General features: G+C 38.5%; 10 protein-coding genes. 8 read left to right on the top strand and 2 right to left on the bottom strand.

Annotated elements, in window-relative coordinates; translation table 11 throughout:
- The first annotated feature begins 11 nt into the window (after positions 1-11).
- Complete coding sequence (locus I6E82_RS10385) at positions 12-356, top strand: DUF6694 family lipoprotein (protein WP_165721291.1); 345 nt, start codon at positions 12-14, stop codon at positions 354-356.
- Positions 357-753: 397 nt separating this feature from the next.
- The gene (locus I6E82_RS10390) at positions 754-2,319 is read left to right on the top strand and encodes a diguanylate cyclase domain-containing protein (RefSeq protein ID WP_231616921.1); all 1,566 of its coding nucleotides are present in this window, start codon (positions 754-756) and stop codon (positions 2,317-2,319) included.
- A gap of 49 nt (positions 2,320-2,368) precedes the next feature.
- Here the strand turns inward: I6E82_RS10390 and I6E82_RS10395 are convergent, their stop codons facing one another.
- Positions 2,369-2,584, bottom strand: coding sequence for a hypothetical protein (locus tag I6E82_RS10395; protein WP_002958138.1), 216 nt, complete (start codon positions 2,582-2,584; stop codon positions 2,369-2,371).
- Positions 2,585-2,754: 170 nt separating this feature from the next.
- Between I6E82_RS10395 and I6E82_RS10400 the strand changes: the two genes are divergently transcribed.
- From I6E82_RS10400 to I6E82_RS10415, 4 genes are all read left to right on the top strand, one after another.
- A complete protein-coding gene (locus tag I6E82_RS10400) occupies positions 2,755-4,662 on the top strand; it encodes a DUF1800 domain-containing protein (RefSeq protein ID WP_197117837.1) in 1,908 nt (635 codons plus the stop codon).
- Positions 4,663-4,671: 9 nt separating this feature from the next.
- Positions 4,672-6,012, top strand: a complete 1,341-nt coding sequence (locus I6E82_RS10405; protein WP_197117838.1) for a DUF1501 domain-containing protein — start codon at positions 4,672-4,674, stop codon at positions 6,010-6,012.
- Between the two features lie 108 nt (positions 6,013-6,120).
- Positions 6,121-6,834 carry a DUF1499 domain-containing protein gene (locus I6E82_RS10410; protein ID WP_101163026.1) on the top strand — a complete coding sequence of 238 codons (714 nt, stop codon included), beginning with the start codon at positions 6,121-6,123 and terminating at the stop codon, positions 6,832-6,834.
- Between the two features lie 143 nt (positions 6,835-6,977).
- The gene (locus tag I6E82_RS10415; RefSeq protein WP_197117839.1) at positions 6,978-8,024 is read left to right on the top strand and encodes an NAD(P)-dependent alcohol dehydrogenase; all 1,047 of its coding nucleotides are present in this window, start codon (positions 6,978-6,980) and stop codon (positions 8,022-8,024) included.
- Positions 8,025-8,087: 63 nt separating this feature from the next.
- Here the strand turns inward: I6E82_RS10415 and I6E82_RS10420 are convergent, their stop codons facing one another.
- Positions 8,088-9,293 carry an MFS transporter gene (locus I6E82_RS10420; protein WP_197117840.1) on the bottom strand — a complete coding sequence of 402 codons (1,206 nt, stop codon included), beginning with the start codon at positions 9,291-9,293 and terminating at the stop codon, positions 8,088-8,090.
- 358 nt (positions 9,294-9,651) lie between these two features.
- Here I6E82_RS10420 and I6E82_RS10425 point away from each other — a divergent pair, with 358 nt between their 5' ends.
- Together I6E82_RS10425 and I6E82_RS10430 are read left to right on the top strand one after the other, a co-directional pair.
- The gene (locus I6E82_RS10425) at positions 9,652-10,950 is read left to right on the top strand and encodes a methyl-accepting chemotaxis protein (protein ID WP_197117841.1); all 1,299 of its coding nucleotides are present in this window, start codon (positions 9,652-9,654) and stop codon (positions 10,948-10,950) included.
- Positions 10,951-11,083: 133 nt separating this feature from the next.
- Entirely contained in the window at positions 11,084-13,249 is a 2,166-nt protein-coding gene (locus tag I6E82_RS10430; protein ID WP_197117842.1) for a TonB-dependent receptor, read from the top strand.
- Positions 13,250-13,342: the final 93 nt, after the last annotated feature.

The raw sequence follows: 13,342 nt of genomic DNA on the forward strand, positions 1-13,342 counted from the left end.
TAAGGATATATATGAAACATTTACTTATCGCACTATCAATATTAATGCTTAGTGCATGCGCTAGTACAAAAAGTGATTTTAGATTTGATGGCTCTACACCAGAGACAACTCAAATGGGAGTTAATAAAATTTTAAAAGCATTAAAGCCTCAAGATTCCATGCGTTTTTTAGGCGCTTTAATCGCAATTCAATTTTCTGACGTGCAAAGCTTAGACGATATTATGGGCGACCCGACCATGATGGGGGAAATGAATTATTTTATTATTGGCAAAAAAATAGATGGTTTAAATTATTACGAAGTACTGGAGCTTGCGAGTTCGTCTCCATCAAAAGTTGAATTTTCTGTAGTGGAATAATTTCAGCTTTTTGTACTACTTTAAATGTGTAATACCAATCCGCAATAATACTTAATCATTTTGCGGGGCTAAACGTGTCGCTACCTGCGTTAAAAAATTCTCATTTAGAACAACTAAATAGCGAATTTTTTGCCTAGCTATCAACACGTTTTTCCGCCCTCAAAATAGACCACTTAATTAAGCGAATTGGTATAATTTTATGTCTATATTAAATATATTATTGAAAGGGCTAAAGTTTTAACGCTATAAAATTTAATAGTAAACTTTGTTTATTCCTGCTCATGAATTTATACTACGCTTTAGTAAGAAGCTAATTATTTATTATTTAGTTACAGGGAGTCTAAAATATAAAAATGTAAGCTACTTTGACTTAATTTTACACGATTAGATAGAGACTATGACATTAAGATTTTTTGTAATAATAGGTACTTTGATTTTAATGTGCTTTGTAACAAGTTTATTAGTAGGGTACCGCTATTTCTTTAGCCTGCCGACCATAAACACTAGTATTGAAGATTATCAAAATCGTGAATTATTAAGTCTTAAAATTGCGCTTGATAGAGAGTTTATATTTTTAGAAACACTCAATTATGACTACGCCGTATGGGACGATACCTATAATTACATGGCTGATTTTGACGTAGAATATGTAGATTCAAACTTTGTAGGTGACACCTTCTACTCTCTCAAAATTGATGGTGTGTTTATTTACGATATAAACTTTAATATGGTTTACGGGCAAGCGTATAATTATATTAAACATACTGAGTTTGATGCGCCTGATTTAGATTTACAGGTTAATAAATTAAACCGCGCAATTATTCCTAATTCAAAAGCCTCTGAAGACGACAACAGTTTAAGCCATTCTGGTTTTTTGCAAACAGCGGACGGCCCTGTCATGTTTGCATCGCATGTAATAAAGCGAACAGATAAAACAGGTGAGCCTGTTGGTAGTATTGTTTTTATAAAAAAAGTAAGACCGTCGTTGATCAAGTCCTTAGCTGAGATTGCACAAGTGGAGCTTAGCTACTCACAAATAGAACAGGCTAGTTCTTTAAACTATATTGCGACGCTTAAAGGGAGCCTCCAAGGAGAGGACATTGCCACTCAAAGGAAAAGGGTGATTCTAGATATAAACGGTAATCCACTTATTGCTTTGAACATTAAGCACCACCATCAAACACTGCCAGTTTTATTTGATCACTATTTAAAACTTATTTTGTTAATGTTTTTTGTAATGTCACTTTTGAGTTTCTATATTGTAAATCGTTACTTTATTGAACCACTTATTAACGGTGCGTCCGCTATCAATTCAATGTTGGTTAAAAACGATTTACAGCCTCTGAGATTCAGTAATAAATTTTTAGAAATGCGCGTTTTAATTAGCGGGTTTAATGCATTAATTAAACAAGTTAAAGATCAAAATTTTAAGCTTGAAAAAATAAGTAAAATTGATGGGTTAACCCAAATTTACAACAGGCGTGCCTTTGACGAAATTATTGCGGCGCAATGGGAACAGGCTCAACAGCAAAAAAATGCCTTTGGAATAATATTACTTGATGTAGACCATTTCAAAAATTATAACGATTTTTATGGTCACCAAGGCGGAGACAACGTTTTACAAGCTCTTGCCCAAAAGCTAAAGCAAGTAGCTAAGCAAAACACAGGTACAGTGGCGCGCTATGGCGGCGAAGAGTTCATATTATTCTTTAAACAGCTTTCTTATGAAGAGTTTGTAGATATATCTCAGCAATTGCTTTTGGCGGTTAGGGAATTAAATCTACCTCATGAAGCGTCGCCTGTACGTGAATATTTAACAATTAGTGCTGGGTGTGTATTTGCTACAAAAGAAACCTTAAGTAGTAATAATGTGTCTATGCAATCACTAATTAAAGAAGCTGACATAATGCTTTACGAAGCGAAAAACTCAGGTAGAGATAAAACATCAATCAAATCTATATAATTCAAGTGAATTATTAAAGATGCATCAGCTGTTTTTTATTATAAAACGCTTAAACCTCTTTCCCGCCATGGCTCTGTGCTAGGTCGTCAAGTTCGGCGCAAGTATAATCAAAACCACTTTCGTCGTATTCGTATGTCACTTTTACACTATCGCCGCCATTAAAAAGTCGTGTTTTTACATCGTTAACCGGCCAGTCTTTCAGCTCGTGTAAAAACCGGTTAGCAACTTGTGAAGATTCAAAACAATAGCGAATTTCTGTTTTCATAAATAATAAAGCTCTGGCTGTTTACCCCTGCAGCTAGTGCATTATTAATGGGGCGTTCATGATTCGGTTACAAAAAATAAAGAGTTAAATTGTAAATTTTGTGTTTCAATAAATGCATCAAACTCGGTACACACTAACGTACTTTAATTAACAAATGATGACGACTTTACATGCATTATAAATTTGCTCTGATCGCAAGCACGGTTTTTATACTAAGCGCTTGCGGTGGTTCAGGCTCAGATGATACGCCAACCGTTAACGGAAATAAAATCCCCATTTTGTCAGTCGCTGATATTCCTAGTGAATTAAGTAAGGGCCAAACAATTGAGCTAACAGCAACAGCCAGTGATAAAGACGGCACTATTACATCGGTTGTATGGCAACAAACGCAAGGGCCTGAACTAATTCGCGGGCCTTTAGAGGCAGTAACCACCTCAGTAACACTGCTAAATGCGCAAAGTTATAAGCCTGTTAATTACGCTTTTTCGGTAACAGCAACCGACAATGAAGGGGCAAGCAGTGTAAAAACGCTGAGCTTTATAGCGCGCAATAATATGGATGAGATTAGCGCCGCACGGTTACTACACCAAGCAACAATGGGGCCTAAGCTTAGTGAAATACAAAACGCACAAGGTTTAAGCGAGCAGCAATGGCTTGATAAACAAATAGCGCTACCTATTAATTATCACCGTGATTATTTAGTAAAGCTAAATGACGATGACGACTTTAAATACATAAGCCGCATAGATGCATGGTGGAAAGCAGTAATGCAAAGTGACGATCAACTTCGTCAACGTGTTGCGTTTGCGTTAAGTGAAATATTAGTGGTGTCGGATGAAAATAGTGCCTTAAGAGGCCAACCTGAGGGCATGATCACTTATTACGATTTATTACTAAAGCATGTCTTTGGTAATTATCGTGACTTACTCGAAGATGTCACGCTTTCGCCTATTATGGGGACTTACTTAAGCCATTTGGGTAACGAAAAAGCAGACGATACACTCAATATTCGCCCAGACGAAAATTACGCACGTGAAGTAATGCAGTTATTTACTATTGGCCTTGAAGAACTAAATCTAGATGGCAGCGCCAAGCTTGATGCACAAGGTAATACCATTGCCACTTACGGACAGGTAGAAATAGAGGGTTTTGCACGCGTATTTACTGGTTGGACGTTTGCCGATAGTGAAACATTTAAGCGCAAAAGTCGTGATTATATTAAGCCAATGGAAGCATTTGACGAGTACCATTCTAGTAAACAAAAAACCTTACTAAACGGTGAGGTTATACCACAAGGTTATGTAGCAGAAGAGTCATTGCAAATAGCCCTTGATAACTTATTTAACCATCAAAATGTTGCGCCGTTTATTAGCAAGCAGCTTATTCAGCGATTAATTACCTCAAACCCAACACCCCAATACGTTGAGCGAGCAGCTAATGTATTTATTGATAACGGCGCTGGTGTACGCGGCGATTTAGCGGCTGTAGTAAAGGCTATATATTTAGATGATGAAGCGCGGCATTTTGGCTCAGTGCTTAATTACCAAGGTAAAATTAAAGAGCCTATTTTAAAAACTGTACAGTTTTGGCGAAATCTAGATGCTAAATCGCCAGCGGGTTATTATAAAACATGGAATTTAATAAATAACTACGGGCAAGGGCCCATGCAGTCGGCTTCGGTATTTAACTTTTTTAGGCCTGATTATCAAACCGCAGCTTTGCGAAATGAAGGTATTGTTGCGCCAGAATTACAAATAGCAAACGATGCAACACTGATTGGCACCATGAACGCGCTTTACGCAAGTTTAGTGTGGAGTACCGCAGAAGCGCACAGTGATTTAAATTCAAATGGTATTTATGTTTATATTCAAGACGACATGAATGTTTTAGAGAAACACGGTGTTAGCGCGCTATTAACTCAGTACAACACGCTATATTTTGCAGGCGCAATGAGCAGTGACACACGCCAAGCATTACTTGATTTAGATGCCTATTTTAATGAAGAGCAATACCGTGAACGGGTTTCGTATTTATTATATATGATTGCTATTTCACCTGAATTTAACGTGCAGTATTAGGATCGCATAATGAGCATTAATAGAAGAGAGTTTTTGTCGTTATGTGTAAAAGGAAGCGTATCGGCTGCCGCGTTAACGAGCCTGCAATTACAAGCATTAACTGGAGCGACTAATGCTGTTGAGCTAGGTGATTACAAAGCATTAGTGTGTGTGTATTTATACGGGGGGAATGATTCGTTAAATATGCTCGTTCCGCTTGAAGGCGAGCAACGTAGTGTTTACGAGCAAAGTAGGCAGAACCTAGCGGTAGAGAGCCCACTTGAGTTAAGTATTAAAAGCCAGTTTGCCGGTGGAGTCGGTATTCATCCCTCACTTGAACCTATACAAAATGTGTTTGAATCTCAAAATTTAGCATTTATAGGTGGGGTAGGTACTTTACTCGCTCCCACAACATTGAGTGACTATAAAAATAAAACAATAGGTTTGCCTAAGCATTTGTTTTCGCATAACGATCAGCAAGCTGCGTGGATGTATGGTCGAGAAAAACAATCACTTAATAGCGGGTGGGGCGCACGACTTTTAGAACGTTTAGAGCTACAAGATGAGTTTGCAGCTAATGTATCACTCGACGGTACTAATTTATGGCAAACGGGAAGTGCTAGCAATGCATTTGCGCTTAACAAAAGTGGCATTAGTAGTATTAACGCGTTTGGTGGGTATCAACCTCGTAGCGAGCACGTAACTTCTATTATGAACCGCTTACTAGGTAATACGAACCATCCGTTAAGTACAGCTTATGCCAATGGCTTAACAAGTGCGATAAATAACACTCAAGCAATGAACAGCGCGTTAGAAAGCGCGCCTGCACTTATTACCCCATTTAGCGATAATAGCCTTAGTGAGCAATTTGCAGCAGTCGCTAAAACAATTAGCGTACAGGCAAAATTGAGCACTCAGCGCCAAGTGTTTTTTGTTTCTATGGGGGGGTATGATACGCACGATAACCAATTAACAACGCACCCTGCTTTATTAAATACGTTAGCTCAAGGGTTAAGTGAATTTGATAGCGCGATGAAAGAGCTTGATATGGCAGATAAAGTGACTGCGTTTACTATGTCTGATTTTGGTCGCACGTTGACCTCAAATGGCGATGGCACTGACCATGGTTGGGCAGGAAACCAAATAGTAATGGGCGGCGCAGTAAAAGGCGGCAATATATATGGCGAGCTACTAACTCAACATTTGGATGGCCCACAAGATACCGGTGGCGGGCGTTTAATTCCAAGTGTTGCTAATGAGCAGTACTTTGCCACATTGGCTCAGTGGTTTGGTGTGCCAAGCTCTGAGCTTGTTGATATTTTTCCAAACTTGAGTAACTTTGATCACACAACATTGGACTTTTTTGTGTAATTAGTCGCTAATAGTAATCTAAAAGCACTTGTTAGTAGTATAAGCTACTGGTTAATAGTGCTTATCTGTTTTAATAATAAAAATCACACACAATATAGGAATCATAAAATGAAAATTTTAGTGAGCTTAGTTAGTTTAATCTCTTTTTTACTCGTCATACTGCCAGGGCCTTTGTATAAATTTGGTATTGTAGAATTAGGCGTTGCGTTTACGGGGTTTAAATTTGGCGTTTATGCTGGTGGCGCTGCATTGGTGCTACTTATAGTACAAGCGTTATTTATGCGTAAAACGTTAACGCTAAGCAGTGGTGTTATTGCACTTGTATTTTCGGTTGTGGCTATTGCTATGCCACTTAATATGATGAACAAGGCTGAAGGCGTACCGGCAATTCATGACATTTCAACTGATTTAGTTAATCCACCAAAATTTGTAGCAATCGCACCACTACGTGCAAATGCATCTAACCCAGTAGAATACGCGGGTGAAGAAACGGCAGTACAGCAACGCAAAGCATACCCGGAGCTGGTAACTTTAAGCTTTGCACAATCTAAAGCCGATTTAATGACAGCAAGCGAACAAGCAGTTAAAAATCTTGGCTTTGCAGTGGTAAGTGCAAATACGGCTACAGGTATTGTGGAAGCTACCGATACAACAACGTGGTTTGGTTTTAAAGACGATGTGGTAATTCGTATTAAAGATGAAGGCAGCCAACGTTTTGTTGATATTCGTAGTAAGTCGCGAGTAGGGCGTAGTGATTTAGGAAAAAATGCAGAGCGCATTCATTCAATTATTAATGAACTAAACAGCTTACTTGCAAAATAATTAAATTTAGCGCCCTAGTACTAACGATTGAGCCCAAACAGTGTTTGGGCTTTTTTTGTGCCGATTTTATATTGTCAGGTTCTATTCACAGGCTATGTACTATGCTGTTGATGATTTAAATTTTTAACCACTATGGAGTTATTATGAAGACAGTAGGATATGCAGCAAAAAGCCAAGGTTCTGAATTGACAGAATTTTCTTTTGAGCGCCGCGATTTACGAAATAACGATGTAGAAATTGAAATTTTATACTGTGGTGTGTGCCATTCAGATTTACACGCTGTACGAAATGATTGGGGTGGCAGTGACTACCCATTGGTACCTGGGCACGAAATTGTTGGTAAAGTTATGTCGGTAGGTAGCGACGTTAAAAAATATAAGCAAGGCGACACGGTTGCTGTTGGTTGTATGGTTGATTCGTGCCAAAGCTGCGATCAATGTGATAACGACGAAGAGCAATTTTGCCGCGAAGGTATGATTGGTACTTACGCAGGCAAAGACCGCATTAGTGGTGAAATGACCCAAGGTGGGTATTCTAAACATGTTGTTGTACGCGAAGAATTTGTACTTTCCGTGCCAGAAAATTTAGACCTTTCTCGCGTAGCACCGCTACTTTGTGCAGGTATTACTACTTACTCGCCACTTCATAAATGGGGCGTAAAAAAAGGTAGCCGTGTTGGTGTTGTTGGTCTAGGCGGACTTGGCCATATGGCCGTTAAAAATGCAGTTGCAATGGGCGCAAGCGTTACGGTAATTGGCCGTAGTGAGTCTAAAAAAGATGATGCGGTTAAATTGGGTGCTCAGCACTACTTAGTGTCATCTAATGATGACGAAATGAAAGACTCGCAATCTGCCTTTGACGTCATTATAGATACGGTACCTGTAAAACATGATTTATCTATTTACACACCACTACTTGATATAGATGGTACTTTAATTATTGTAGGCCAAGTTGGTCCTGTAGATGAGCTAAGCACGGTGCCATTATTAATGGGTCGCCGTCGTATTGCAGGCTCACTTATTGGTGGTATTGCACAGACGCAACAAATGCTCGACTTTTGTGGTGAAAATAACGTGCTACCTGAGTGCGAAATGATCAACATTGACGAAATTAACACTGCATACGAGCGTATGGAAAAGTCAGACGTACGATACCGCTTTGTTATTGATATGGCATCACTAAGCGCTTAATTTTACCTAAAAAGAGCCGCTAATTAGCGGCTCTTTTTGTATTTTAAATTAACCAGAACTCAGCTAATTAGCTGCTTGCGCTGTTGGTTGCTGTTTGTTTAGTTGTAAGTAACTTAATAGCCACATACCCAAACCACCTAAAAACAATGCAGCTGCTACGTAACCTGTTTGATTAGGTGCAGCACCTTGCGCTATTGCAATTCCGCCAACCCAAGGACCTATAGCATTGGCAGTATTAAATGCGCACTGTACTAAGGCACCAATCATAGCGTGGCCTTCGGGCGCAACGTCCATTAAAAGCGTTTGAATCAGCGTAGCCAAGCCCACACTGCATCCAATAAAGAAGATCACTGCATAAAGAGCCCAAATATTATGGCTTGCCGTTACATAAGCAAAGGCAAATACAATGGTACATACAAGCGCAAGGCCAGTCGTTTTAATTGCTGATTTATCGGCTGCTTTACCCAGTACATAGTTACCGAGCGTACAACCAATACCAAACATTACCATTGCGATAGAAATAGTATACGGGGCTGTTTTTGTTACCACTAATATGGTGTCGGCAATGTAAGTATAAATACAAAACACCCCGCCAAAGCCAATAATTACAATACCCAAAATAGACCAAACCAGTTTATTTTTAAGTACGCCAAACTCGTTTAGTAAGTTAGAAGGCTTAGCGTTATCTATATTTGGAACTACTTTATAAACAAAAATAAAAGCAATAAATGCAAGCACTGCAGCGCCGGCTAAACAATACCGCCAACTAAGGTTTTGACCCACAAGTGTTACAACAGGCACACCAACAATAGTAGCTACAGTTAAACCCATAAACACCTTAGACATAAAGCTAGCACGCTTACCTTTTGGGGCAATATCCGATGCTAATAAAATAGCCGCGCCAAAATATGCACCATGAGGTAAACCACTTAAAAATCTAAATATTACAAGTTGCTCAAGCGACGTTGCCATCGCGCTTAATCCGTTTGAGACAAACATTAAGCTTATAAATATGAGCAATGCTTTGCGCTTTCTCATATTAGCAGTGGTAAGCATTAAAATAGGGGCACCCACTACAACACCAATGGCGTAAGCACTAATTGCATAGCCACTTTGTGATGGCGTTGAGCCAAATGTTTCGCTAATTAGTGGCAGCATAGGCATCATCGAAAACTCAGATAATCCTAAAATAAATGTGCCTAACGCTAATACGAGTAAAATAGCGGTTCTGTTAAGTTGACTAGATGCCGACGTTACATCTGATGTCATAGATGATCCCTTAAGGTTTAATTTAAAAATGAAATTGCACAATAAATCCTGAATAGGAAATATCATGTGTATGCTTAAATTTGGTGTGAGAGGGTAGTCAGTGAGAACGTTATTTTAATTTAAAAAAAGTACAGAGTCATGCATAAATTAGTGTTTTTGTTAGGTTTTTAAAATGTTAATTAGAAGAAAATACTACTTAACATTCATAAAATAAAAAAACTATTTATAAAGCAGGCGTCTACAGGGTATTAAATATTAGCCGAAAGGTTATTTAAAGCTTATATTTACAGTACAGCTACATATTGATATCACATTAATTTGCTAATTTTTGTACTAATTTACTCCTTAAGGTTTTTATATGTTTGGTATTTCTAAAAGAAACGCAAAAATTGAAGAAATGGAGCTTCAATTAATTCAAAAACAATCTATTTTATCTGCAATTAATAAGCACGTTGCTTATATAGAGTTTACACCTGATGGAATAATATTAGACGCAAATCAGTTGTTTTTAAAAACGATTGGGTATAGCAAAGAGAAAATAATTGGTAAGCATCATCGTATGTTTTGCGAACCTGAATATGCAAAGTCAAACGAATATAGTCAATTTTGGCAAGCATTAAAAACAGGGAATTCTAAAGCAGGCTCGTTTTTAAGGTACAAAGCTAATGGCGATAAGCTTTGGCTTGAGGCAACTTACTTTCCTGTAGAAGAGCGCGGCGTAGTCACCAAAGTTATTAAAATAGCCTCTGATATTACGACCAGTTACATACAAAGAAAAGCGCAAGAAGCTATTGCAAATGCACTCGACAAAGCCTTGGCTACAATAGAGTTTACCCCAGAGGGTAATATTTTAAAGGCGAACCAAAACTTTTTAGCAACAATAGGTTATAGCTTAAAAGACATTGTAGGCAAGCATCATAAAATGTTTTGTACTAAATTGTTTTATGAGAAAAACCCACGCTTTTGGAGTGAATTAGCGCAGGGGCAGTTTAAGTCAGGAAAATTTAAACGTATTGCCGCCGACGGTTCAGAAATTTGGTTAGAAGCAACTTATAACCCAATTTTAGATAGCAAAGGTAATGTAATTAAAATAATTAAGTTTGCATCAAATATTACCGATCGAATTAATAATAACAGTGCAGTGACAGAAGCGGCTGCAATAGCACATGAATCGGCGGTAGCTACTGCTACAACCGCTAAAAAAGGCTCTGAAATACTACAAAGCTCTATAGCGAACTCCGACGCCATTGTAAGCCAAGTACTTAAATCGGTAGATTTAATAAAAAACCTTAATGAACAGTCTGCGGTCATAGGTTCCATTGTTTCGACGATTAGCAGCATTGCGGATCAAACTAATTTACTGGCACTTAATGCCGCAATAGAAGCAGCGCGTGCTGGTGATTATGGTCGAGGTTTTGCTGTAGTAGCTGATGAAGTAAGGCAGCTTGCAGCCAGCACTAGTCGATCTACTAATGAAATAGCAAGTGTTGTTAAAAATAACCAAGAGCTCACTAATGATATATCAAAGCAAATAACGTCAGTTTCAGACTCATCAAAACAAGGAAGAGAGCTTATTGCTAATGTGTCTGAGGTCATTAAAGAGATTGAACGTGGAGCCGATATTGTTTCTCAAACGGTAGCTAAGTTAAATGTTTAATTTATTATATGACCTTTTAGATTAAACACACCTAACAACACTCTAAATTGATAAAGTGCGACAATATGTCGCGCTTTTGCTTTTGCCACTCACACTATAATTACGCCAATTATTACAGTGGCATAAATTAACAATGGTTTATAAAAGCAAAACTCAAAAAACATATTTCCTTACCTCTGTCGCACTTTTTATTAGTGGTGTGTTATCTCCTTTCGCATTTGCCGACGATACGTCTTTAGAAGTGATTGAAGTACACGGGCATGCTCAAAATAAACATTTAGTGCTTGGCTCGTCAGAATCATTATTAAATGATTTAGGTGTCGATTTTTCTGCGGCGGGCGGCGTATCTAACTTACCTATTTTAAATGGTTTAATGGGCGACAGAGTTAAAGTGTTAATCGATGGTGCAGATGTAACCGCTGCATGCGCTAATCATATGAACCCGCCACTTTCGTATATCTCGGCCAATCAAATTACGTCTTACAATGTGGTTGCAGGCGTGTCGCCAGTAAGCGCAGGCGGCGATAATATTGCCGGTGTAATAAGCGTTAATTCTATTTCACCACAGTATAGCGATAGCAATGAATTAGGTTGGCACTCAGGTTATGTGTCAGCAAAGTACAGTAGCGTTGATAACGGACGTAAACTTGGCGTAGGTGCACGTTTAGCAAGTGACACGTTTAGCCTTAATTATCAGGGTTCGTTTAGTGACGCAGATAGTTATGAGGACGGTAACAGCGATGTAGTATTAGATACATTGTATCGAGCACAAAATCATAGTTTAACCGCAGCTATGCGCGATGATAAACAGCAATTAGTTATAAAGCTAACGCATCAAAAAATCCCGTATCAGGGATTTGCAAATCAGTATATGGATATGACCGATAACACCAGTTACGGTGCAATAGCTCAATACAAACGCTCCTTTGAAAACAGCGAGCTTGAAGGGCAAGTTAACTGGCATAGCGTAAAGCACGAAATGGGTTTTTTCAGTGAAGAAAAAACAGGCATGATGCCAATGAAAACTGATGCACAAGATATAAGTACGCAGCTAAAATGGCGTATTGCGCTTGATAAAAACAGCAGTATTTTACTCGGTCAAGAATATTATAATTACAGCATTGATGATTGGTGGCCAGGTATTGAAGGCTCAACCATGATGGGACCAGACGATTACGTAAATATTAATAACGGTAAACGAGAGCGCATAGCGGCATTTGCTGAATTTGAGAGCCAAGTAAATACAAAGTTATGGTTAAACGCAGGCGTACGCATTGAAAGTATTAGTACCCACGTTGGAGAGGTTCAATCTTACAACGATGGTATGAGCATGACGGATATGGACGATATGAGCGACATGGGTAGTGTGGAAAGTATGACCATGAGCGATACGTCTACAGATAACACTGTTGCTGCACAGAACTTTAATGCTGGCGACAGAGATAAAACCGACACTATAGTTGATGCTAACTTATTAATTAACTACCAAATAACAAATTATGATGAGCTGCAACTTGGTCTTGCCCGAAAAAACCGAGCGCCTAATTTATACGAGCGATACAGTTGGGGTGTAAGCACCATGGCAACCACCATGATTGGTTGGTATGGCGATGGTAATGGCTATATTGGTAACCCTGATTTAGACGTTGAAACAGCGCATACAATAAGTGCTACTTATATTAAATCGGCTAAAGATGACCGTTGGCGATTAAGCACCAATGTTTGGTATACAGATGTGAGTGACTATATTGATGCTGATATTGTAAGAAGCTTCAATAGTTATGATTTAGACAATACAGCGCGTAACATTTTTCAGTTTACTAATGTAGATGCTATTTTGTATGGTGCAAAAATAGATTTAACAGCCAACATTTATGAATCTAAGCAATTAGGTAACTGGCAGTTACACGCTAATCTTACTAATACGAGAGGCAAGCGCGACGATACTAACCAGCCGCTTTATCAAATTAAACCACTGCAAACCCAGCTAGGTATTAGCCAGCAAATAGGTCGATTTGAAAACGCATTATCTTGGCAATGGGTAGATACTAAAAGCCGAGTAGATAATAATCGTTTTGAAAACCAAACAGACAGCTACAGCCTGGTTAATTTAAGCTCTAAAGCCACATGGGATTCATTAACGCTAAGCGCAGAAGTGAGTAATGTGTTTGATGAGTACTACCAACTCCCGCTAGGAGGTGTAAGTATTGCGGCACTTAAACAAGATAGCAGCAACGGGTTTGAACAACTTGCTGGGCAGGGTCGTTCATTTAATGTAAGCGTTAGTTACGCGTTTTAATTAACCTCATATTCAAATTTAAAATAAAGCAAAAGCCATAACCACGTTATGGCTTTTTTTGCGCTTTAATAATTAAGCCGTAAACTTATTTTA

The sequence above is a fragment of the Pseudoalteromonas sp. NZS11 genome, assembly GCF_015864765.1.
Classification (GTDB): Bacteria; Pseudomonadota; Gammaproteobacteria; order Enterobacterales; family Alteromonadaceae; genus Pseudoalteromonas; species Pseudoalteromonas arctica.

Bases quoted from the DNA above. Each gene is read 5' to 3' on its own strand.
- I6E82_RS10405 (WP_197117838.1), top strand. From the start codon at position 4,672: ATGAGCATTAATAGAAGAGAGTTTTTGTCGTTATGTGTAAAAGGAAGC.
- I6E82_RS10415 (WP_197117839.1), top strand. From the start codon at position 6,978: ATGAAGACAGTAGGATATGCAGCAAAAAGCCAAGGTTCTGAATTGACA.
- I6E82_RS10400 (WP_197117837.1), top strand. From the start codon at position 2,755: ATGCATTATAAATTTGCTCTGATCGCAAGCACGGTTTTTATACTAAGC.
- I6E82_RS10420 (WP_197117840.1), bottom strand. From the start codon at position 9,293: ATGACATCAGATGTAACGTCGGCATCTAGTCAACTTAACAGAACCGCT.
- I6E82_RS10430 (WP_197117842.1), top strand. From the start codon at position 11,084: ATGGTTTATAAAAGCAAAACTCAAAAAACATATTTCCTTACCTCTGTC.
- I6E82_RS10390 (WP_231616921.1), top strand. From the start codon at position 754: ATGACATTAAGATTTTTTGTAATAATAGGTACTTTGATTTTAATGTGC.
- I6E82_RS10425 (WP_197117841.1), top strand. From the start codon at position 9,652: ATGTTTGGTATTTCTAAAAGAAACGCAAAAATTGAAGAAATGGAGCTT.
- I6E82_RS10410 (WP_101163026.1), top strand. From the start codon at position 6,121: ATGAAAATTTTAGTGAGCTTAGTTAGTTTAATCTCTTTTTTACTCGTC.
- I6E82_RS10395 (WP_002958138.1), bottom strand. From the start codon at position 2,584: ATGAAAACAGAAATTCGCTATTGTTTTGAATCTTCACAAGTTGCTAAC.
- I6E82_RS10385 (WP_165721291.1), top strand. From the start codon at position 12: ATGAAACATTTACTTATCGCACTATCAATATTAATGCTTAGTGCATGC.